The 22,197-nt window shown below is 67.9% G+C and carries 21 protein-coding genes; 7 read left to right on the top strand and 14 right to left on the bottom strand.

Features of this window, described 5'->3' with window-relative positions; genetic code table 11:
• Positions 1-4 precede the first annotated feature (4 nt).
• Positions 5-847: a class I SAM-dependent methyltransferase gene (locus tag P7L68_RS22670; RefSeq protein WP_372001900.1), complete on the bottom strand. Its 843-nt coding sequence runs from the start codon at positions 845-847 to the stop codon at positions 5-7.
• A gap of 257 nt (positions 848-1,104) precedes the next feature.
• On the opposite strand from P7L68_RS22670, the gene P7L68_RS22665 reads away from it, so the two are divergent.
• Both P7L68_RS22665 and P7L68_RS22660 read left to right on the top strand, forming a co-directional pair.
• The gene (locus tag P7L68_RS22665; RefSeq protein ID WP_372001898.1) at positions 1,105-1,686 is read left to right on the top strand and encodes a hypothetical protein; all 582 of its coding nucleotides are present in this window, start codon (positions 1,105-1,107) and stop codon (positions 1,684-1,686) included.
• A gap of 116 nt (positions 1,687-1,802) precedes the next feature.
• On the top strand, positions 1,803-4,328 hold the full coding sequence (locus P7L68_RS22660; protein ID WP_372001896.1) for a cation:proton antiporter: 2,526 nt from the start codon (positions 1,803-1,805) through the stop codon (positions 4,326-4,328).
• Positions 4,329-4,332: 4 nt separating this feature from the next.
• Here P7L68_RS22660 and P7L68_RS22655 read toward each other — a convergent pair whose 3' ends face one another.
• The 9 genes from P7L68_RS22655 to P7L68_RS22615 all read right to left on the bottom strand — a co-directional run bounded on the left by P7L68_RS22655 (position 4,333) and on the right by P7L68_RS22615 (position 13,018).
• Positions 4,333-4,716 (bottom strand): type II toxin-antitoxin system VapC family toxin, encoded by a 384-nt coding sequence (locus tag P7L68_RS22655; protein ID WP_372001894.1) that lies wholly within the window; start codon positions 4,714-4,716, stop codon positions 4,333-4,335.
• Entirely contained in the window at positions 4,713-5,024 is a 312-nt protein-coding gene (locus P7L68_RS22650; protein WP_014744190.1) for an AbrB/MazE/SpoVT family DNA-binding domain-containing protein, read from the bottom strand. Before P7L68_RS22650 ends, P7L68_RS22655 begins: the two co-directional genes overlap by 4 nt.
• A 116-nt stretch (positions 5,025-5,140) precedes the next feature.
• Positions 5,141-6,433, bottom strand: a complete 1,293-nt coding sequence (locus tag P7L68_RS22645; protein ID WP_372001892.1) for an amidohydrolase family protein — start codon at positions 6,431-6,433, stop codon at positions 5,141-5,143.
• A gap of 3 nt (positions 6,434-6,436) precedes the next feature.
• Positions 6,437-7,378: an ABC transporter permease gene (locus P7L68_RS22640; RefSeq protein ID WP_372001890.1), complete on the bottom strand. Its 942-nt coding sequence runs from the start codon at positions 7,376-7,378 to the stop codon at positions 6,437-6,439.
• 19 nt (positions 7,379-7,397) lie between these two features.
• Positions 7,398-8,447 (bottom strand): ABC transporter permease, encoded by a 1,050-nt coding sequence (locus tag P7L68_RS22635; RefSeq protein ID WP_372001888.1) that lies wholly within the window; start codon positions 8,445-8,447, stop codon positions 7,398-7,400.
• Positions 8,437-10,047 (bottom strand): ABC transporter ATP-binding protein, encoded by a 1,611-nt coding sequence (locus P7L68_RS22630; RefSeq protein WP_372001886.1) that lies wholly within the window; start codon positions 10,045-10,047, stop codon positions 8,437-8,439. Before P7L68_RS22630 ends, P7L68_RS22635 begins: the two co-directional genes overlap by 11 nt.
• A 133-nt stretch (positions 10,048-10,180) precedes the next feature.
• Positions 10,181-11,176 carry a BMP family protein gene (locus tag P7L68_RS22625; RefSeq protein ID WP_372001884.1) on the bottom strand — a complete coding sequence of 332 codons (996 nt, stop codon included), beginning with the start codon at positions 11,174-11,176 and terminating at the stop codon, positions 10,181-10,183.
• 221 nt (positions 11,177-11,397) lie between these two features.
• Positions 11,398-12,306 carry an alpha/beta fold hydrolase gene (locus tag P7L68_RS22620; protein ID WP_372001882.1) on the bottom strand — a complete coding sequence of 303 codons (909 nt, stop codon included), beginning with the start codon at positions 12,304-12,306 and terminating at the stop codon, positions 11,398-11,400.
• A gap of 118 nt (positions 12,307-12,424) precedes the next feature.
• Positions 12,425-13,018 (bottom strand): DedA family protein, encoded by a 594-nt coding sequence (locus tag P7L68_RS22615; RefSeq protein WP_372001879.1) that lies wholly within the window; start codon positions 13,016-13,018, stop codon positions 12,425-12,427.
• Between the two features lie 168 nt (positions 13,019-13,186).
• On the opposite strand from P7L68_RS22615, the gene P7L68_RS22610 reads away from it, so the two are divergent.
• Positions 13,187-14,074, top strand: coding sequence for an alpha/beta hydrolase (locus P7L68_RS22610; protein ID WP_372001877.1), 888 nt, complete (start codon positions 13,187-13,189; stop codon positions 14,072-14,074).
• A gap of 4 nt (positions 14,075-14,078) precedes the next feature.
• Here P7L68_RS22610 and rfaE1 read toward each other — a convergent pair whose 3' ends face one another.
• Positions 14,079-15,593 carry a D-glycero-beta-D-manno-heptose-7-phosphate kinase gene (gene rfaE1, locus P7L68_RS22605; protein ID WP_372001875.1) on the bottom strand — a complete coding sequence of 505 codons (1,515 nt, stop codon included), beginning with the start codon at positions 15,591-15,593 and terminating at the stop codon, positions 14,079-14,081.
• A 40-nt stretch (positions 15,594-15,633) separates the two neighbouring features.
• Entirely contained in the window at positions 15,634-16,248 is a 615-nt protein-coding gene (locus P7L68_RS22600; protein ID WP_372001873.1) for an SIS domain-containing protein, read from the bottom strand.
• Positions 16,249-16,435: 187 nt separating this feature from the next.
• Here P7L68_RS22600 and P7L68_RS22595 point away from each other — a divergent pair, with 187 nt between their 5' ends.
• Entirely contained in the window at positions 16,436-16,849 is a 414-nt protein-coding gene (locus P7L68_RS22595) for a cupin domain-containing protein (protein ID WP_372001871.1), read from the top strand.
• A gap of 8 nt (positions 16,850-16,857) precedes the next feature.
• Here the strand turns inward: P7L68_RS22595 and rfaD are convergent, their stop codons facing one another.
• On the bottom strand, positions 16,858-17,844 hold the full coding sequence (gene rfaD, locus P7L68_RS22590; RefSeq protein ID WP_372001869.1) for an ADP-glyceromanno-heptose 6-epimerase: 987 nt from the start codon (positions 17,842-17,844) through the stop codon (positions 16,858-16,860).
• A gap of 265 nt (positions 17,845-18,109) precedes the next feature.
• Here rfaD and P7L68_RS22585 point away from each other — a divergent pair, with 265 nt between their 5' ends.
• Positions 18,110-18,361 carry a hypothetical protein gene (locus P7L68_RS22585; protein WP_372001868.1) on the top strand — a complete coding sequence of 84 codons (252 nt, stop codon included), beginning with the start codon at positions 18,110-18,112 and terminating at the stop codon, positions 18,359-18,361.
• Between the two features lie 90 nt (positions 18,362-18,451).
• Here the strand turns inward: P7L68_RS22585 and P7L68_RS22580 are convergent, their stop codons facing one another.
• A complete protein-coding gene (locus P7L68_RS22580) occupies positions 18,452-19,117 on the bottom strand; it encodes a YjbF family lipoprotein (RefSeq protein WP_372001867.1) in 666 nt (221 codons plus the stop codon).
• A 283-nt stretch (positions 19,118-19,400) separates the two neighbouring features.
• Here P7L68_RS22580 and cysD point away from each other — a divergent pair, with 283 nt between their 5' ends.
• Together cysD and cysC are read left to right on the top strand one after the other, a co-directional pair.
• A complete protein-coding gene (gene cysD, locus P7L68_RS22575; protein ID WP_296708070.1) occupies positions 19,401-20,204 on the top strand; it encodes a sulfate adenylyltransferase subunit CysD in 804 nt (267 codons plus the stop codon).
• A 91-nt stretch (positions 20,205-20,295) separates the two neighbouring features.
• Positions 20,296-22,155, top strand: coding sequence for an adenylyl-sulfate kinase (cysC, locus tag P7L68_RS22570; RefSeq protein WP_372006927.1), 1,860 nt, complete (start codon positions 20,296-20,298; stop codon positions 22,153-22,155).
• Positions 22,156-22,197 lie beyond the last annotated feature (42 nt).

Here is a 22,197-nt window from a genome sequence, read left to right as displayed (position 1 = left end):
GTCTTCAATTGCGGCCGGTCAGCTTGCGGGCAAGCGACGCCAGCGCCGGCCGCGCCTTCACATAGGCCTTGACCTGCCAGAGATGGCGGTCGGCCTCGGCCCGCAGCGAAAACCGCCCGATGCCCAGAATCTCGACCGGGGCGCCGTACATTTCGCTCTGCTTTTCATGGGCGGTCGGGAAAGCTTTGACGAGGGCATCGCGCCAGGTGGCCGACCAGTCCGGATGGCAGAGGAACACCTTGCCGGGCGTGATCGCAAAGGGCCTGAGCGGTGACTGGTCGACGAAGATGTGGCGGCCGAGCCCGGCGGCCACATCGGGCCAGTAGGGGTTGAAGTGGTCGTCGAGGACCACGATGCCGCCCTCGACCAGAGACCCTGCGGCCAGCTTCAGATCATTGGCGGTCAGCGCTTCGGTATGGCCGCCATCGACACTGAACAGGCGCACGGGACCGACGGTGGCCCTGATCTCGCCGGCGGTCACGTCGGTGGAGCTGGCAGCCCGGATGACCATCCCGTCCTCGCCGCCGCAGTGCTTGCGCAGATTTTCGATGAACCGCCCGCGGTCGCCCTGGCCGGACCGGTCGATGTTCAGCTCCTGCTGTTCGAACAGATCGATCGCCAGGCCCTTCTCGTCGGTCCGGGTGACCAGCTGCAGCAGCAGAAAGAGCTTGCCGTGATGCACGCCGATTTCGGCCACGGCCCCCGACAGGCCGTGATCGGTCTGGGCCTCGCCGAGCTTTGCGATCGCTTCGGCGCTGAAGTCGTCAAGCCAGCCGTGCACCGCATGGATTCCGCTGGAGAGATAGCGGGAGAGAGCGGCCTCCGGATAGCGGCGCGGACCTGGCATGCGGGTCACCTCGGGACGCATAGGAACCATCTGTCGTGCAGACGACGATGCAGGTCTTCTCCTGCCCCTGCACGTGCAGAAGCCAGGGATACCGTGCGACGCGATCAACCGCGATTGATCGGCGGCGCGGGATCACTGGTCGTACCCGGCCATGCGCTGTCATGGTCACATATCCGTACGGGGGCCGCTCTTCCGGCCGGTGTCTCATTCTTCGCCTGCCGTCGTACTCGCCATCACCACCCGCGCCGGGGTGCCGCATGACCGTCCAGCCATTCGTCCTGCCCGATCCGGACGTGCTGCGCGCCGCCCTGGCGCGTGCGGCGACCGATGACGGCTATCACGACCTGTTCCTGTCGGACCCCGCCGCAGCGCTGGCCACCATGGGGGTCGTGCTGCCCGCCGGCGCCCGGCTGAGGGTCCACAGGCCGCGGCGCGGGCGTCTGCTGCTGACGCTGCCGCCCTTCACCGATGCACCCGTGCCGGGGGGGCTGGGGCCGCTTGAGACCGCGATGTGGCGTGCGGCAACGGATCCGGTCTTCCGGGCCGATCTGCGGGTGGCGCCGGTCGCGATGTTGAGAGGCCAGGGCGTTGATATTGCTGCCGGCCTCATCGTCGATGTGATCGACGCCGAACCGGGCCTGATCGATCTCATTCTGCCCGATCCGGCGTCGGCGACCGTCACGCGGAGGCAGGCCGTCGAAGACCTCGAATTCGACGACGAGGATCTGGATCTCGTGGCGGGCGGCACGTCCCCGCCCGATCCGGGCAGCATGGCCGGCGCCTCCACCTGGCTGACGCTCGGCGGGATCATTGCCTATGGCATCGGGACCGCATCCTGACGGAACACCCGTCGGACGACGTGATGCACGAGCCGTCACAGACTGGTTACCGCGATGCCGGTCGGTTTCTGCTATGATCCGGCAATGTTCGGACGGCCGATGCGGGAGAGAGACGGGTGACGACGGGCGGAATTACGGGACTGGTACTGACGCTCGCCGTTTTGCTGGTCATCATTGCAGGTATACAACCGCTCGCCCGTCGCCTGGGCGTGGCTTCGAACGTTCTGCTGGCGGCCGTCGGTGTGGCGATCGGTGCCCTGGCCGCGTTCCTTCTCTTCACATCCTTCACCGACGTCTTTAACGAAGCCGCCCGGGCCGTCGTCTATCTCAGGATCGAGAGTCAGACGGTCATCACCATCTTCCTGCCGCTGCTCCTGTTCCAGACAGCCCTTACCATCGATGTGCGGCGGCTGGTGGAAGACATTGCACCGATCCTGCTTCTCGCCGTGGTGGCGGTGGTGTTGACCACCGCCTCGATCGGTCTCGGGCTTTCCGCGGTGTTCGGCGTTCCCATCCTGGGCTGTCTGCTGCTTGGTGCGATCGTCGCCACCACCGATCCGGCGGCGGTGGTCGCCATCTTCCGCGACATCGGTGCCCCCGGCCGCCTCACCCGGCTGGTCGAGGGGGAGAGCATTCTCAACGACGCCACTGCCATCGCCCTCTTCACCGTGCTGATGGGCGCGCTGGTGACCGCCCGTGCCACCGGCATCGAAGAACCCAATGCCGACATGGCCTGGCAGGCCCTGAGCGATCTCGGCATCGGCCTGATCGGCGGTGCCCTGTTCGGGCTTGCAACCGGCCGGCTGGTGGTGGTGCTGCTGCCGCTGCTCGATGACATCAAGCCGGCCGAGGCGACGCTGACCGTGGCGGCAGCCTATATCATCTTCGTCACCGGCGAATACGGCATCGGGGTTTCGGGTGTGGTCGCGGCCGTGGTGGCAGGGCTGGTCGTCTCGGCCCAGGGGCGGGCACATATCTCTCCCGAGAACTGGCGCCACCTGCTCGCGGTCTGGGATCAGATCGCATTCTGGGCCGGATCGATGATCTTCGTCCTGGCAGCCCTGGTCGTTCCCCGGCTGATGGCCGATGTCGACGTCTACGACGTGCTGACCATTCTGGCGCTGGCGATCTTTGCCCTGATCGGCCGGGCGATCACGCTCTGGCTGCTGCTGCCGGTGCTCAGCATGCTGAAGCTGTCCACCCGGGTGACCCATCGCTACAGGGCGGTGATCCTCTGGGGTGGGTTGCGCGGTGCGCTGACCCTGGTTCTGGCACTGGGTGTGGTCGAGGCGCCGGGGCTTTCCGATGGTCTCAAGCGCTTCGTGGCGGTCACCGCCACCGGCTATGTGCTCTTCACCCTGTTCGTGAACGGCACCACGCTCCGGCCGCTGATCTCGTGGCTGGGGCTCGACCGGCTGTCGCCGGTGGGCGAGGTGCTGCGCCGTCAGGTGCTGGCCCTGTCGCTGACCGATGTTCGTGGCGCGGTCGAAGAGGCCGGTCGGCGCTATGACGTCAGCCCCAGCGTGGTGCGCGAGATCGCCCAATCCTATGCCCGCCGGGCCGATCAGGTGACCAGCGACACCGATGTCGAAGCCGAGATCGCCGATCGCGAGCGGCTGGGGGTGGGGCTGGTGGCGCTGGCGGTGCGCGAGCGCGGCCTGATCCTGGACCTGCACGATCGGCGGACCCTGTCCACCGCCACCGTCGACCGGCTGCTGCGATTGACCGAGGCCCTGCTCGAAGGCGGGCGCAACGAGGGCCGTCTCGGCTACATGCGCGTGGTGCGTACCGCGCTCGATTTCGAACGCGGCTTCCGCTTCGCCTATTGGCTGCACCGCCGGTTGCGCATGGACCGGCCGCTCGCCCGCCGGCTCGCCAACCGTTTCGAAATGCTGCTCGCCTTCCGCCTGGCGATCCAGGAGTTGCGGCCCTATGTCGACGAGCGGATCCGGCCGATGCTGGGCCGGCGCATTGCCGAGTTGATCGCCGACATGCTCGACGGCCGCGCCCGGCAGGTGGCGGGTGCGCTGGATGCCATGCGTCTGCAGTATCCCGATTATGCCGAGGCGCTGGAGCGGCGTTTTCTGGCCCGGATGGCCGAGCGGCACGAGCTTGCGCGCTATGACACGCTCGCCCAGGAAGGCCTGCTCGATGCCGAGCTTTACGACGATCTCTATCGCGGCGTCACCCAGGCCCAGTCGCGCCGGGACGATCTGCCCCGGCTGGATCTGGGCCTCGACACCGACGAGCTGATGCGCCGCCTGCCGCTGTTCGGCGATCTGGGCGACGAGCTGCGGGCGCGGGTCCGCCAGCTGCTCCGGCCGGTTTTCGTGCTGCCGCGCACGATCATCTTCCGACAGGGGGATAAGGGCGACGGCGTCTACTTCATCTCGTCGGGTGCCGTCGAGGTCCGGATCGAGGATCGCCGCATCCGACTGGGCCGTGGCGACTTCTTCGGCGAGATGGCCCTGCTCGACAACCGTCCGCGCAGTGCCGAAATCGCCGCCCTCGGCTATTGCCAGCTGCTGTTTCTGGATGCCGACGATTTCCGCCGGCTGATGCGCCGCGACCCCGACCTGCTTGAGACCTTCGAGAGCATCGCCCGGGCCCGCGCGGCGCAGAACCGGAGTGCGGCGACCTGAGACGTCACCTGAGGAGCGTGATCGTCAGCCCGAGCGCGCCGGCACATCGCTGCCAAGCCCGATCGGCGGTCAGTACCTCGGCCGCCTGCATTTTTGCGAGGGCGAGACAGGACCGGTCGCCGAGCGACAGTCCGCTCTTGCGGGTGATGTCCGCCAGCTGCCCGCTCAGCACGGCCTGGGCGTGATCGAAGGCGACGACGTTGATCCCGGTTTCCGTGAAAAACGCGTCGATTGCGCTGACGGGAAGACGATTGACCGTCGCATAGGTATAGACCTCGGCGACATTGACAGAACTGACCAGCGCGGCGTCCAGATGATCGAAAACACGATCGCCACCCGTCTCGCCGAGAATGGCGGCCAGGATTGCGGAGGCGTCGACGACGATCACGCGTCGTCCGCCTCGCCCGTTTCTTGCTGACGCTCCTTCTCTCGCCAGTTCAGGAAATCGGCAACGCTGGCTTTGTCGCTCAGGCCGCTGTCGCGTGCCAGGGCCCGGATGTGCTCCTTCACGTCCTTCATGGTCTGGATCCTGATCGAACCATCGACGATTTCAAGCCGTACGGGCCCGCCCCGTTCGAGGCCGACGGCACGACGCAGTTCTGCGGGAAGCTGGAGCCGCCCCGTCTCACTCACATGGCCGCGCAGGCCGGTCGTCTCGGACGGCGGAGCCGAACTCTGCTTGCGGGATGCGACCATGAAACCCTGAGACTCCCTGTCTGTCGCCGTCATCTCACAATATAGAGCGGTCCCCCTGCGCATGCCATGCCGCCGGTGAAGACGGCATCCGAAGGGCGCAGATCAGGCCGGTAGCGTCAGCCCCGCCCCAGCCGGCACCGCGTGGTCCGGGTCTCGTCGCCCAGCATCAGCATGGTCTCGGCGGGGGCCGTGCGGGCGATGACGCGGCCGGCCCGGATCACAGAGAGGCGGGTGGCGCTGAGGCGCAGCGCCTCCACCGGGTCGCCCGCATCCAGGATCACCATATCGGCGCGGCAGCCGGCGGCCAGGCCATAGCCCTCCAGACCCAGCAGCCGGGCCGGGTTGGTGGTGACGGCGTCGAAGCAGCTCCGCATCTGGTCGAGCCCGGTCATCTGGGCGACATGCAGACCCATGGCGGCGACGTTGAGCATGTCGCCCGAGCCCAGCGGATACCAGGGGTCCATGGCACAGTCCTGGCCGAAGGCGACGGTCAGCCCGGCCGCCATCAGTTCCGGCACCCGGGTCATGCCCCGGCGCTTGGGATAGGTATCGTGGCGGCCCTGAAGCGTGATGTTGATCAGCGGGTTGGCGATCGCCCCCAGATCCGCCTCGGCCATCAGCGCGATCAGCTTCGAGACGTAGTAATTGTCCATCGAATGCATGGAGGTGAGGTGCGAGCCGGTCACCCGGCCGTGCAGCCCCAGCCGCTGGGTTTCATAGGCCAGTGTCTCGACATGGCGCGAGAGCGGGTCGTCGCTTTCGTCGCAATGCATGTCGACCCTGAGCCCACGTTCCGCTGCAATCTCGCAGAGCCGGCGCACGCTTGCGGCACCTTCGGCCATGGTGCGCTCGAAATGCGGGATGCCGCCGACCACGTCCACACCCCGGTCCAGCGCCGCGATCAGCAGCGCTTCCGATCCCGGCCGGCGATAGAGTCCGTCCTGGGGGAAGGCGACCAGCTGCAGGTCGATATAGGGGGCGACCTTCGCCTTCACCTCCAGCAACGCGTCGACCGCGAGCAGGCGCGGATCGCAGACGTCGACATGGCTGCGGATGGCGAGCAGGCCGCGGGCGATGGCCCAGTCGCAATAGACGAGCGCCCGCTCGACCAGTGCTTCATGGGTCAGATGCGGCTTCAGCTCGTTCCAGAGGGCGATGCCCTCCAGCAGCGTGCCCGACCGGTTCACCCGCGGCATGCCGTAGGAGAGGGTCGAATCCATGTGGAAATGGGCGTCGACGAAGGGCGGAGAGACCAGATTGCCGGCCGCGTCGATCGTCTCGGCCGCCTGGGTGCCGCGGGCCGCGATGCCGGGCGCCACCTCGACGATCCGCCCGTCCCGGACTGCGATGTCGACGGGTGTGCCGCCCTGGGGCAGGCGGGCATTCAGGATCAGCAGGTCGAGGGACATGGCTCAACGTTCTCCCTTGCGGAAGGGCACCATCAGTGCCTGGGGATAGGCGGCACGGCGCGACATCACCACCAGCGCCAGGATGCTGAGCAGATAGGGCAGCATCAGGAACAGCTGATAGGGCAGGGCGCCACCGGTCATCTGCTGCAGGCGGGTCTGCAGGGCGTCGAAGAAGGCGAAGAGCAGCGCGCCGAGCAGGGCCTTGCCCGGCCGCCACGAGGCGAAGACCACCAGCGCGATGCAGATCCAGCCGCGCCCGCCCATCATGTTGAAGAAGAAGGCGTTGAAGGCGGACAGCGTCAGGAAGGCGCCGCCCACCGCCATCAGGGCCGAGCCGACCATCACCGCCATCAGCCGCACGCCGGTGACCGAAATGCCCTGGGCATCGGCCGCCGCCGGGTTTTCGCCCACCATCCGCACCGCAAGGCCGGCAGGGGTGCGATAGAGCACCCAGGCGACCAGCGCAACCAGGGCCAGCGCCAGCAGGGTGGGGGCGGTCTGCTGGCCGATCACCTCGCCCAGCCAGGGCACAGCCTGCCACCAGCCGTCGCCCAGCGGCGCGAAGGGGGTGATCGAGGGCGGGGTCGTGGTCTCGGGCAGCAGCAGGCGATAGGCGAAATAGGACAGGCTGGTTGCGAGCATGGTGATGCCAAGGCCGGTGACATGCTGCGACAGGCCGAGCGGTACGGTCAGCAGGCCGTGGAGCAGGCCGACCAGCAGGCCGGCCGCAGCCGCGACCGCGATGCCGGTCCAGAGATCGGCCCCCTGGAAAACCGCCATCCAGCCGACCATGGCGCCCATGGTCATGATGCCCTCGATGCCCAGATTGAGCACGCCGGCCCGTTCGCAGATCAACTCGCCCAGCGTGCCGAAGATCAGGGGGGTGGCGATGCGCAGCACCGTGGCCCAGAGGCCGGCTGAGATCAGAAGGTCGATGAATTCCATGGGATCGTGACCCTCCGGATCAGCCGCGGCGCAGGCGGTAACGGGCGAAGAGCATGGCGGTCAGCATGCAGAGCAGCGACACGGCGACCAGAACGTCGGCGATATAGGTCGGCACCCCCACCGCCCGGCTCATCGCATCGGCGCCGACGAAGATGCTGGCCACCATCAGCGCGCCCAGCACCACACCCAGCGGGTGCAGCTGGGCCAGCATGGCGACCACCACCCCGCCGGTGCCATAGCCCGGCGACATGTCGAGCGTCAGATAACCCGTGCGCCCGGCAACCTCGCTCACGCCCGCAAGGCCGGCGAGACCGCCCGAGATCAGCGCGACCAGCAGCATCACCCGCCCGACCCCCATGCCGGCGAAGCGGGCCGCCCGCGGGCTGGCGCCCACCGCCCGCATCTCGAAGCCCAGCACGGTGCGGGTCATCATCACATAGATCAGCCCGGCCGCGACCAGCGCCATGATCAGCCCGGCATGCAGGCGGGTGCGCGGGATCAGCCGGGGCAGTTCCGCCGCCATCGGCAGCGTCTCGCTCTGCGGCCAGCCCATGGCCATCGGATCCTTCATCGGCCCTTCGATCATCATCGAGACGAAGAGCAGCACGATGAAGTTGAGCAGCAGGGTCGTCACCACCTCGTCGACGCCGAAACGGGTCTTGAGCACCGCGGGGCCCAGCAGCAGCAGGCCACCCGCGACGGCACCGGCCAGGATCACCGCCGGCAGCAGCAGGGCGTCGGGAATGCCGAGCGGGGCCGTGCCGATCCAGACGGCCGCCAGCGCGCCGCCATAAAGCTGGCCCTCGGCGCCGATATTCCACAGCCGGGCACGGAAGGCGACCGCGGCGGCAAGCCCGGTCAGCATCAGCGGTGCGGCGCGGGTCAGGGTTTCGGTCAGCGCGAACCGGCTGCCGAAGGCGCCGTCGACCATCGCGGCATAGGCGGCGGGCACCGAGGCGCCCGAGATCAGGATCAGCAGGGCGCCGATGATGAAGGCGGCGAGCAGTGCCAGCACCGGCACCGCCATCGACAGGACGGCCGGGGTCTCGGCGCGGCGTTCAAGACGCATGGGCGGCCTCTGGCGTGGTCGGATGGGGATCGCCGGCGCCGGCCATCAGCAGGCCGAGACCGGAGACGGTGACCTCGGCCCTGGGGCGGGCGGGGGTCAGGTGGCCGGCATGGATGACCGCCACCCGGTCGGAAAGGGCCAGGATCTCGTCCAGATCCTCGGAAATCAGCAGGATCGCGGCGCCACCGTCACGGGCTTCGAGCAGGCGCTGATGGACATAGGCGACCGCGCCGATATCCAGGCCGCGGGTCGGCTGGTTGGCCAGGATCAGCCCCGGATGCAGGGCGAGTGCCCGGCCCAGGATCAGCTTCTGCATGTTGCCGCCCGAAAGCTGACGCACGGTTGCATCGACCGAGGGGCAACGCACCTCGAAATCGCGCACCAGATCGGCGGCATGGGCGCGGGCTTTGCCGCGGCGCAGGAAGCCCCAGCGCGAGAAGGCCGGACGGTTGCGCCGTTCGGCGATGACGTTTTCCCAGACATTCATGTCGCCGACCAGCCCCTCGGCATGTCGGTCTTCCGGGATGCGGCCGACGCCCAGTCGGACCATCGCCGCCGGATCGGCCTTGCGCGTCTCGTGATCCAGAACGGTGAGCCGGCCGCCCTCTGCACGGGCCATGCCGGCGACCAGATCGGCCAGCAGAGACTGGCCATTGCCCGAGACGCCGGCGATGCCGACGATCTCGCCGGCATGAACGGTGAGCGACACCTCGTGCAGCTTCGGCTTGCCGCCGGCACCGGTGGCGGTGATCCGGTCGAAAATCAGGGCCGGTGCGCCCGGCGTCGCGTCGGTATGACGGGGGCCGGCAACCTTGCGGCCGACCATCAGCTCGGCAAGCGTCGCCCGGTCGAGACCGGCTGCCGGGCGCTGATCGATCATCCGGCCGGCGCGCAGCACCGCGACCCGGTCGCTCACCGCCATCACCTCGGGCAGCTTGTGGCTGATGAAGATGATCGACAGCCCGTCGGTGACCATGGCCCGGAGCGTCACGAACAGGCGTTCGCTTTCCTGCGGGGTCAGCACCGCGGTAGGCTCGTCCAGGATCAGGATCCGGGCGTCACGATAGAGCGCCTTCAGAATTTCGACCTTCTGCCGCTCGCCCACCGACAGCGCGCCAACCCGGGCATCGGGATCGACCGTCAGGCCGAAGCGCTGCCCCAGCTCCGCGATCCGGCGGCGGGCGCCGGCACGGTCGCGGCCGGGCTTCCACAGCGCCTCGGTGCCGATGGTGACGTTGTCGAGCACCGACAGGTTCTCGGCCAGGGTGAAATGCTGGTGGACCATGCCGAGACCGGCCGCGATCGCCGCCTTGGGAGAGCCTGCGGCCAGAGGATGACCGAAGACCTCGATGGCTCCCTCATCGGCGACGTAATGGCCGAACAGGATGCTCATCAGCGTGGTCTTGCCGGCGCCGTTCTCGCCCAACAGGGCCAGAATCTCGCCGCGGCGAAGATCCAGGTCGATCGCGTCATTGGCGGTCAGCGCGCCGAACCGCTTGGTGATACCCGAGAGCCGGAGCACGGTTTCCGGCGCCCGCGCCGCCCCGGATGGTTCCGTCGGGGGCAGCTCCGCCCGGGGCGGGTCGGCAGGTCTGGTCATGAGGCCCTTCGCGTTTCTGATCCGTGGCGTTTCCGGCCCGTGGCGTTTCAGGCACGTCGCCGCCGTGATCCCGGATGGCGAGAGGGGCGGTTGCCCGCCCCTCCCGAGATGGTTCATGCCTGGGCGTCGCGGTTCACATCGTGGGCTTCGGCTCGGCGTCGTTCACCTCGACGGTGAAGCTGCCATCCAGGATCGCCGCCTTCTTCGCCTCGACCTTGGCCTTCAGCTCCGCGGGGATCTTGTCCGCGAAGGTGCCATAGGGGGCAAGCGAGGCGCCGCCCGGCTTCATGTTGGAATAATGGCCGTAATCCTCGGCCTTGAAGCTCTTGGCCTTCACCGCTGCGATCGCCGCGTCGATGGTGGGTTCCATGTGCCAGAGTGCCGAGGCAACGACGGTGTCGGGGTACTGGGCCTGGGTGTCGATCACATTGCCGATCGCCAGAACGCCGCGCTCCTTGGCGGCGTCCGACACGCCGAAGCGTTCGGCATAGAGCACGTCGGCCTTGCGCTCGATCATCGCGAAGGCGGCTTCCTTGGCCTTCGGCGGATCGAACCACGAGCCGATGAAGCTGACCATGAACTTGACGTCCGGATTGACCTCCAGCGCGCCGGCCATGAAGGCGTTCATCAGCCGGTTGACCTCGGGGATCGGGAAGCCGCCGACCACGCCGATCACGTTCGACGTCGTCATGCCGCCCGCGATCATGCCGGTCAGATAGGCCGGCTCCTGAATATAGTTGTCGAAGACCGAGAAGTTCGGGGCCTGCGGCTTGAAGGACGAGCCCATCAGGAAGGCGGTTTCCGGATAGTCGCGGGCAACGCGGCGGGCGGCCTGCTCCACGGCGAAGGCCTCGCCGACCACCATGTCGACGCCCTTTTCGGCATATTCGCGCATCACGCGCTCATAATCGGCATTCGACACCGATTCCGACCATTCATAGTCGATGTCGCCGCGCTTGGCCGCGGCATCGAGGGCGATGTGGATGCGGCTCACCCACTGCTGCTCGATCGGCACGGTGTAGACGCTGGCGACCTTGATCTTGTCGGCGGCCGAGGCCTCGGCCGCGGTCAGGGCCGCCAGGGCGACGGAAGCGGCAACGGCCGCGGCCTTGAGCTTTGCGAGCAACATGGACGAGCGATCTCCGAAGGGTGTCGCGGAACTTGCATGATAACGCAAGGACCGGGCCAGTACCGCCGAAACCGCAGGCCGCCGCGTGGAATTCAAGCGACCCGGGGCGTGATCGGCGGTGCCTGCCCGCGGCATGTGCAGCGGCCGCGCCGGACCGCTCGAATTTTGACCAAATGGTATGCAAATGAAAGGGCGAAATGCCTGGGCCCGGCTGCGGCTGTTCAGCGGCCGCCGCCCATGCCCAGGAGATCCCCGTCATCGGCTGGTTGTGCCGCATCCCGGATCGGCCACCGGCCATGTTCCGTGGCGGCAAAGAAATCGGCCAGCAGGCGATTGACCAGTTCCGGCTCTTCCAGATTGGCGGCATGGCCGGTCATCGGCAGCACGGTCAGCCCGGCCGAGGGCAGCGTTTCCTTCAGGAACAGATTGGCGCGGATCGCGGGCGTATCGGTATCGCCCACGATCAGCAGCACCGGCACCGTCATGTTCCGGAAACGGTCTTCCAGGGCGAAGAGCGAAGGCCGGCGCGCCTGATAGCGCCGCAGGGTCAGCGCCGCGCCCAGCGGCGAATGGTCCAGGAACACCCGGAAGGCTTCATCGGCGCCGCGCGGATCCTTGGTGGCGAAGGGGCGCCGGCCGGGGGAGTTCATATAGCTCCGCCCCGCCGCGTCCAGCCCGTCGGTCAGGATCCGGTCGGCCGTTGCCTCGCAATTGGCCGCAAAACTTTCGCGCAGCTCCGGCTCGGCGCCATAGCCCGCGCCGATCGCGGTGATCGACAGGGCGCGATCCGGGTGGGTCAGGCCGAAATGCAGCACGGCGAAGCCGCCCATGCTGCATCCCACCAGATGGGCGCGATCGATGCCAAGGCCATCCATCACCGCCCGGATGTCGTCGACGGCCATCTCCTGACCATAGGCTTCAGGATCCTCGGGCACATCGGAGGGCGGATAGCCGCGGGCGTCATAGGCGACGACGCGGTGGCTGCGGGCGAAACGCCGCATCTGCGGCTCCCAGCTCCGCCGGTCGCCGGCGAATTCATGCACGAAGATCACCGGCGCACCCCGGCCTGCCTCGATCACATGCAGCCTGACCGGCCCGTTGGCGACAAAACGCCCCCCGATCCCGTCCATCCGCGTATCCTCCTCATGCGGCTGCGTGGCTGCCTGCGGCAGACCCGCGCCTGTTCTCACGCAGGGGCAGGATAGAGCCGGGATGAGGCCGTGGCCAGCACCGGCAGGCGACGGCGGATCACCCCCGCCGGGTTACCACGCGGTAGACATAGAACAGCACCATGGCCGCGATGATCACCTTCGAGGCGGGATCCATGTAGCCGGCGACGAGCTTGTACTGGCTTTCCAGCGCATAGCCGGCGCCTGCCAGCAGCGATGTCCAGATGGCGGAGCCCGCGATCGACCAGGCCAGGTAGCGGGGCAGCGGCATCCGGGCGATGCCGGCCGGTACCGAGATCAGGGTGCGGATGGCCGGGATCAGCCGGCCGAAGAAAACCGCGCTGCCGCCGTGACGCTCGAACCAGCCATTGGCCTTGTCCACCTCGTCTGGCGAAACCGTTGCCCAGCGCCCCCAGCGCCCGGCCAGGTGACGGATGCGGGCCAGGCCGAAGGCGCGGCCAAGCCAGTACCAGGGCATCGTCCCGGCCACCGATCCCGCCGTACCGGCGGCGATCACGCCGATGATGTCCAGCTCGCCGCGCGCCGCCACGAAGCCTGCCAGCGGCATGATCAGCTCCGAGGGGATCGGGGGGAAGATGTTCTCTGCCGCCATCAGCAGGAAGACACCGACATAGCCGGCGGACGATACCGTCGACACGATCCACTCGAACATGAAGGCTCCGTCATTGATGAGGCGAGCCCGCGTCAGATGGGCGCAGGTGACGGGAGCGGCAAGGCCGGTCACCGAAAAGCCTCTGGTGCCACTTCGCCGCAGCCAGCGGCCGCGCGGGACGTTATCGTAGATCGATACCGTTGAACCGCCTGGAATGTTCCCGCAGCCATGACCGATTTCGAACCCCGCCCCGCCATCGATGCCGAACGCGAATACAACGCCCGTGCCGCCGTGCCCGATCATGCCCGGATCTTCGCCCGCTGGGCGGCGGAGGCCGCAGCGGCGCGGCAGGATTTCGAACGGGCGGGCCTTCTGCGGCGGGGGCTGGTCTATGGCCGGCGGGCGGATCAGCTGCTGGATCTGATCCTGCCTGCGTCAGACCCGGGCGCGGCGCCTGTGCCGCTGATGGTCTTCTTCCATGGCGGCTATTGGCAGGCGATGGGGCGGGATGATTTCACCCATCTGGCCCGGCCCTATATCGCCCGTGGTGCCGCGGTGGCGGTCGTCGACTACACGCTCTGCCCGGCGACCACGGTTGCCGGCATCACGGTGGAAGCGCGAGAGGCGGTGCTGCTGCTCTGGCGTCTGGCCCCGGTGTTTGGCATCGACCGCAGGCGGATCGTGGTCACCGGCCATTCGGCGGGCGGGCAGATCGTCGGCCAGCTGGCGGCGACCCCCTGGCACATGCAGGCCCCTGAAATCGAAGGCGCCCCGATCGCCGGCGGGGTTGCGGTCAGCGGCGTCTTCGACCTGGAGCCGCTGATCGGCACCACCATCAACGCCCGGCTGGGCCTGACCCCCGCCACGGCACGGGCTGCCAGCCCGCATTTTGCCGTGCCGGGCCCGGATACCCGGCTGGTTCTGGCAGTGGGCGGGGATGAATCGGCCGAATTCCATCGCCAGAGCCGGGATTTCGCCCGCCGCTGGTCGGCTGCGGGGGCCCGTATCGGCACCGTCGATCTGCCGGGCCGCCATCATATGAGCGCGGTCGAGGCCCTGGGAGAAGACGGCCATCCGCTGGTCGGGGCGACGCTTGCGCTGATGGGGATCGGCTGAGGCGTCAGTCGGTGCCGGCGGCGATGCGGGCAACGGTTGCCGTGGTGGAATGGCCGGGCAGGATCGGCACGATCATGACCCGGCCGCCGCGTGCGGTCACCAGATCGGCCCCCACCACGGTTTCGGGCGTATAGTCGCCACCCTTGACCAGCAGGTCGGGGCCGATCGCGGCGATGAGTTCAGCCGGGGTTTCCTCGGCGAAGATCAGCACCAGATCCACATCGGCCAGCGCTGCCAGCACCGCGGCGCGGGTGTCCTGATCCTGAACCGGCCGGTTCGGGCCCTTCAGCCGCCTGACCGAGGCATCGGCATTGACCGCCACGACCAGCCGGTCACAGGCCGCCCGCGCCCTGGCGATCACGTCCAGATGGCCGCGGTGCAGCAGGTCGAAACAGCCATTGGTGACACCGACCTTCAGCCCTTCGGCCTGCCAGGTTGCGGTGAGCCGCGCTGCTGCGGCGGCGTTCTCGAAAATCGGCGCATGGCGGGCGGCACCGCCCGCCGCGACCGATTTTGCTTCGGCATCGCCTGCAACGGCGGCGCGCACCTCGGTGGGGGTCACGGTGGCGGTGCCCAGCTTGCCGACGACCACGCCGGCTGCGGCATTGGCGTACTGAACCGCGTCGACGATCGATCCGCCGGCGGCAAGGCCGCAGGCCAGGGCCGCCACCAGCGTATCGCCGGCGCCCGAGACGTCGAACACCTCGCGTGCCCGGGCCGGCAGATGCACCGCCGATCCGTCGGTCCCCACGATGCTGACGCCATGGGCACCGCGGGTGGCGACCAGATAGGGAAAGCCGTTGGCGCGCACCAGCCCCAGGGCGGCGCGGGTGACGGCATGATCATCGGCCGGATCGACCGGCTCGCCCGCAGCGGCGGCAAGCTCCACCGCATTGGGCGTCAGCACCATGGCGCCCCGATAGCGGCCGAGATCCCGGGCTTTGGGATCGACCACCACCGGCCGGCCCGCGGCGGCACAGCGCTCCATGATCGCGGTCAGGATGTCGGGGGCCAGCACGCCCTTGCCGTAATCCGACAGCAGCACGATGCCGGCATCGGCGATCGCCGTATCGACGGCGGCCAGCAGCCCGGCGCGGGCCGTGGGCGACAGCCGGCCGGTGCCGTCTTCATCTGACCGCAGCAGCTGCTGGCTTTGCGCGACATAGCGGGTCTTGACGATGGTCCCGCCTTCGGGGTCGACCGCCAGATGGCCGGTGATCCGGGCCTCGGCATCGAACAGGCCGCGCAGCTCGTCGGCCGCGGTATCGGGGCCGACCACGGCCACCAGCCGCGCGGTGGCACCGAGCGAGGCGACATTGCGGGCGGCATTGCCGGCACCGCCGATCATGGTGCTGCGCCGTTCGACGCGGAGCACCGGGATCGGCGCCTCGGGGGAGATGCGTTCCACCTTGCCGTAGACGAACCGGTCGAGCATCACATCGCCGATCACCGCCACCTTCACGGCAGCGAAGCTGCGGTCGAGATCGAGGAAATCGGCACGGGCGGGGCGGAGCGTCATCGGGGTGGGGTCCGGTCTGAAAAGTGGGGCAATGTGCCGGTCAGGCGCGCGGCTCTTCAGCCACGAGACCGAGGCCGATTTCGAGCGCGCCGCAGAGCATCTGGCCCAGCATGATGTGCATCTCCTGGATCCGGGCGGTGGTCTCGCTCGGCACCACCAGGGCCAGATCGGCGCGGCTCAGCGTGTCGCCGCCGTCGCGGCCGGTGAGGGCAATGGTGGTGATGCCGGTGCTGCGTGCGGCATCCAGGCCGATCAGCACATTGGGGCTGCGGCCCGAGGTGGTGATGCCCACCGCCATGTCGCCCGGCCGGCCAAGGGCCAGGATCTGGCGGGCAAAAAGCTGATCGAAGCCCATGTCGTTGCCGATGGCGGTGAGTGCCGAGCTGTCGGTGGTCAGCGCAAGGCCGGCGATCGGGGCGCGATCGCGGCGGTAGCGCACCGCCAGCTCGGTCGCCAGATGCTGGGCGTCGGAGGCCGAGCCGCCATTGCCGAAGAACATGATCTTGCCGCCGCCGCGGATCGTGGCCAGCGCCATCTCCACCCAGCGGATGAAGGGCTGCTTCAGGGCCGCGCGGGTGCGGGCGGCAACCTGTGCATGTTCCTCCAGTTCTGCATCGAAGAAGGCTTCGGCATCAAAGGCGGCGTCGAGATCCATGAGCCCGGTCCTGGCTGATCGGCCGGCCATCCGCCGGCTGCGGCCACGATAGGGGGCGGGATCACGGGTGACAAGACACGGCCATCGCTCGAACGCTCGTTTGACGCCGATCGCCCTCCGTCGGATGATCGGGGGATGAGGGAACATGCCGCCGGACGAAGCGGCTGCCAGGGAGGACGACCGTCCCATGACCACCGCCACGACCATGCCTGCCGATGCGGACGACGCCCGTGCAACCGTCACCATCGCCCGGGCGTCCGAAGGATCCTTCGAGGGCGATGGCCTCAGGGCCTTTTTTACGTATCGCGATCTTGCGATCGGCACCGCCACCCGGGGGCGCTTTCATGCCCATGTCATCCGGGCATCGGAGGCCGTCACGGCCGGCACCGGCCGCCATGCCCATGGGCTGGACTTTCAGATGGTCTATGTGCTGAAGGGCTGGGTGCGGTTCTGGTACGAAGGCACCGGCCAGGTGACGCTCACCGCCGGCGACTGCGTCTATCAGCCGCCCGGCATTGCCCATGAGCTGGAGGCCGGTTCGGACGATCTCGAAATGCTTGAGATCACCTCCCCGGCGGAGTTCTCGACCACCGCCGTCTGACCATGCGGTCAGACATAGGGATCGGCGTTCAGCAGATAATCCCGGACATAAGAGGCAATGCCGTCCTCAAGCTCGGTTGCGGGGCGGGTGAAGCCTGCGGCGCGCAGCCGGTCGATCTTTGCTTCGGTGAAATACTGGTACTTCTCGCGCAGATGTTCCGGCATGTCGACGAACTCGATCTGGGGCGCCAGGTTCATCGCGGCATAGACTGCACGGGCAAGGTCGGCAAAGCTGCGTGCCTTGCCCGAGCCGACATTGAACAGGCCGCTGGCCTGGGGGGTTTCCAGCAGCCATTCCACCACGGCCACGCAGTCGCCCACCCAGACGAAGTCGCGCAGCTGCCCGCCATGGGGGTAGTCGGGGCGGTGGCTGCGGAACAGCCGGGCATGGCCGCCGTCGCGGATCCGGCAGAACACCTGATGGGCGACGCTGCGCTGGCCGCCCTTGTGGTATTCGTTCGGCCCGTAGACGTTGAAGAATTTAAGGCCGGCCCATTGCGGCGGCAGGTCGGCACCCCGCGCGCGAAGCGCGGTGATCCGCCGGTCGACCATATGCTTCGACCAGCCATAGGCATTCAGCGGCTGCAGCCCCGCCAGGGCGCCCGCTTCGCCGTCGTCGTCGAAGCCCAGCGCGCCGTCGCCATAGGTGGCGGCCGATGAGGCGTAGATCAGCCGCACGCCATGGCGCGCGCACCAGTCGACCAGATCGAGTGTCAGGCGGATATTGTTGGCGACGATGACATCGGCATCGCGCTCTTCGGTCGACGAAATGGCGCCCATATGCACCACGGCCTCGATCTCGCCTGCCCGTGCGTTCAGGAAATCGAAGATCCGTTCCGGCCGGACGACATCGGCGAGTGCACGCTTGGCGATGTTGCGCCACTTCTCGTCGGTGCCCAGGGTATCGACCACGACCAAGTCGTCATGGCCGCGGGCTTCAAGCCCGGCCAGGATGTTGGAGCCGATGAAGCCGGCGCCGCCGGTCACGACGATCATGGCATTTCTCCTGCACTGCTGCGCCATCTGTCATACCGGCCCTGCGCCGGTCGGCGTTTCTGCATAACCTGTTGCATCTCTGCAATCAATCGGCCCGTGCCGCGGAAAACTCACACTCTCCGGCCCGCACCGGGGGTAGACTCCACCTTACGGTGCAATGCAGCATGGGTATTGCGACACGGTATCGGGTTGCCCGGCGGCACGCGCGTGCCGTATAACTGTTAACGCTAGCACCTACCCCATGGGGAATATCGGAGATCATATCATGATCAAGACCTCGATCCGCGCTCTTGCGGTCGCACTCGCTCTGGCGGGTTCGGCCGGCATTGCGCTGGCGCAGACTCCGCCGCCGGCGAACAACAACGACGATGAGGCGGGCTATCTGTTCGACGACGAGCTGACCGGCCTGGCCGTCGGTGGTGGCGCTGCCGCCGCCGTGGCGATCGCCGTGATCGCTTCGGACGACGACGACAGCGGCTCGTCGACCTCGACCTCGACGGCGACCAGCACCCGCTGATTGCCTGTCGACGCGACGACGGAAAGGGCGGTCCCGCAAGGGACCGCCCTTTCTTGTTGCCGGTCAACGATGCCTGTGCGGAGTGCGGTGTTACGGGATCTGCGCCGGCCGCAGCAGGGTGATCTCCATATCGCCCAACTCGCGGGACAGGCGCTGGGTGCTCCGCCAGATCCGCTTGCTGTCGGGCTCGTACCAGTAGCGGTTGGTGTATTGCCAGCCGAGTGCCTCGACCGTGCAGCTTTCGTCATAGACCACGGTGCCGAATTCGTACTTGCCCACTTTCACCGGCTCCTGGCCGACCTCCGCCAGGCTGCAATCGGCCCGTGCGCCGTAAAGGCGCCGGTCGGGCATGTCGAAGATCCGGACATAGGTACCGGCACCGGCGGCGGCGGGCACCGGCGTGCGGGCGCCAGGCGGCAGGCCGTCGAAGCGGATCACCCGCACATCGTCTGGCAGGCCCACCGTGCGCACCAGGATGCCGTTGCGGGTATGGATCTCGGCCCGGTCGCGGGCGCGCCAGATCAGCGTGCCGTCACGGGTGTCGGCCAAGGCCACTCGGGCCGACCCGCGGCCGAATTCCACCAGGATCGCCGCCACCGGCAGCTTGTCGACATCGATCTCGTCGGCAGACGGTGCCGACTGGGGGAAGAACACCGCATCCAATGTGTCGAAGGGGGCAGGCAGCTCCCCCTTATCCGTGCAGGCGGCGAGCAGCAGGGCCGGCAGCAGGAGCAGGATCGAACGGACGTGGCTCATGGCAGAACGGCTCATGTCAGGCGGGCCCTCTGGTCGCATCGCATGGAAAGCGCGCCAAAGCTACAGCATCCGCGCCCGCGATGCAGCATCCGCCCCCGGCATCAAAAACACAAATATTTCTGGTTAAATAAATCAATACCCGATTAGGGCCTGGACAATCTGCCGGGAACATGATTTCTGTGGGGCCGGAAACCACATCCACCCGTCCGCACCCGAACCCCGCCCGCCTGTCCGCCAGCCTCGTTCGCCGACGCCAGCCTGGGCATGAGGAGCGAAGGATTCCATGGATCATCTCGACCGTCTTGAGGCGCAGAGCATCTACATCCTGCGCGAGGCGTTCAACCGCATCGACAGGCTCGCCATGCTGTGGTCGATCGGCAAGGACAGCAATGTCATGGTCTGGCTGGCCCGCAAGGCCTTCTTCGGCCATGTGCCTTTCCCCGTGCTCCACGTCGACACCTCGTACAAGATCCCCGAGATGATCGAATTTCGCGACCGGATGGCGCGGGAATGGGGGCTGAACCTGATCGTCGGCCAGAACCGTGCGGCGCTGGACGCGGGCATGAACCACACCCGCGGCCGCGTGGTCTGCTGCTCGGCGCTGAAGACCGAGGGGCTGAAGTCGCTGCTCGACACCCACGGCTTCACCGGCGTCATCGCCGGCATCCGCCGCGACGAAGAGGGTACGCGCGCGAAGGAGCGCGTGTTCAGCCCGCGCGGCCAGGACAATGCCTGGAACGTCAAGGACCAGCCGCCGGAGTTCTGGGACCAGTTCAAGACCGAATTCCCGGCCGGCACCTCGGTACGCATCCACCCGTTGCTGCACTGGACCGAGGTCGACATCTGGCGCTACATCCAGCGCGAGGAGATCCCGGTGGTGAACCTCTATTTCGCCAATCAGGAAGGGCTGCGCTACCGCTCGCTCGGCTGCGCGCCCTGCACCCTGCCGATCCGCAGCACGGCATCGACCGTGGCCGAGATCGTGGCGGAGCTTGAAACCACCCGCACCTCCGAGCGCGCCGGCCGTGCCCAGGACAAGGAATCCGAAGATGCCTTCGAGCGCCTGCGCGCCGAAGGCTATATGTGATCGGGACGGAGCCCAGCCCATGACTGCCGATACCCTCCAGCCCGTCCTGGCGCAAGACGAGGATCTGCGTATTGCGACCGAACGCCGGCTGATGCGCATCGTGATCGTCGGCCATGTCGATCATGGCAAGTCGACCCTGGTCGGCCGCCTGCTCAACGACAGCGGCTCGCTGCCCGAAGGCCGGGTCGATGCGATCCGCGCGATGAGCGAGCGCCGGGGCATGCCTTTCGAATGGTCCTTCGTCATGGACGCGCTCAAGGCCGAGCGCGACCAGGGCATCACCATCGATTCGGCCCAGATCTGGTTCAAGTCCGCGCTGCGCGACTACGTCATCATCGACGCGCCGGGGCACAAGGAATTCCTGAAGAACATGATCACCGGCGCCGCCGCGGCCGAGGCCGCGGTGCTGGTGATCGATGCCGCCGAAGGCGTGCGCGAGCAGTCGCGCCGCCACGGCTATCTGCTGCACCTGCTGGGGCTTCGCCAGATCGCGGTGGTCGTCAACAAGATGGATCTGGTCGGCTATGACCAGGCCCGCTATGACGCGGTGGTCGCCGAATACACCGACTATCTGGCCGGGATCGGGGTGACGGCCACCCATTTCGTGCCGGTGGCGGCGCGCGAGGGCGGCAACATCGTCGACCGTGCGACCGGAACCATGCCATGGTATGGCGGTCCCACCGTGCTGGAGGCGCTGGACGGCTTCGTGCCGTCCCCGGCGCTCGACGACCGGCCGCTGCGCCTGCCGGTGCAAGATGTCTACAAATTCGACGAGCGCCGGATCATCGTCGGCCGGATCGAAAGCGGCCGGCTGGCGGTCGGCGACACGATCATGGTCTCCCCCGCCAACAAGACCGTGCGGGTGCGCTCGATCGAGCATTGGGGCAAGGGCGTGCCGCCCGTGGCGGCCGGGACCGGCCGCAGTGTCGGCATCACCTTCGACGAGCAGATCTTCATCGAACGCGGCGACGTGATCAGCCATGCAGAGAACCCGCCGGTCGAGACCGACGTGTTCCGCGCCCGGCTGTTCTGGCTGGGGCGTACCCCGCTCACCGTCGGGGCCGGCTATCTGATGAAGCTCGCCACCCGCCAGGTGCGGGTGACGGTCGACCGGATCGAGAAGGTGATCGATGCCGGCAGTCTGGCCGGTGCCGATCAGGGCGATCGGCACCAGGCGGTGGAGCGCAACGCCGTCGCCGAGGTGGTGCTGCGGTCGCGCGGCCTGCTGGCGCTCGACGAGTTCCGCGACCTGCCCAATACCGGCCGCTTCGTGCTGATCGAGGATTACGACACCGTCGGCGGCGGCATCATCTCGATGGACGGTTATCCCGATCAGCGTAGTGCCGTGACCCGCAAATCGACCAACATCACCGCGGTCGAACACCGGGTGACCGCCGAGGCGCGGGCGCGGCGCAACGGCCATACCGGCGGCGTGCTCTGGCTGACCGGCCTGTCGGGCGCCGGCAAGTCGACGCTGGCGATCGAGCTGGAGCAGCGGCTCTTCGCCAAGGGGTATCAGGTCTTCGTGCTCGACGGCGACAATGTCCGCCACGGCCTGAACGCCAATCTGGGCTTCAGCCCCGAGGATCGCACCGAAAACATCCGCCGGGTGGGTGAGGTCGCGGCGCTCTTCGCCGAAGCCGGCTTCCTGGTGCTGACCGCCTTCATCTCGCCCTACAGGGCCGATCGCGAGCGGGCCCGGGCTGCGGCCGGGGCGGGCTTCCACGAGGTCCATGTCCGCGCCGATCTGGATGTCTGCGAGGGCCGCGACCCGAAGGGGCTCTATGCCAAGGCGCGGCGCGGCGAGATCCGCGACTTCACCGGCATCGACGCCCCTTACGAGCCGCCGGCGGCGCCCGAGCTGGTGGTCGACACCGGCCGCCTGTCGATCGAAGAGGCGGTGCAGTCGGTGATGGACTATATCGAGCGACGCTTCACCATCACGCGCTGACCGCCGCGGCTGGCCATCCGTGCCGCCGAAGACCGACGCCCC

The organism is Tistrella mobilis (genome assembly GCF_041468085.1).
GTDB lineage: Bacteria > Pseudomonadota > Alphaproteobacteria > Tistrellales > Tistrellaceae > Tistrella > Tistrella mobilis_A.
The sequence above is the reverse complement of the archived record's forward strand: the minus strand, read 5'-3'. Positions and strand labels throughout refer to the sequence as shown.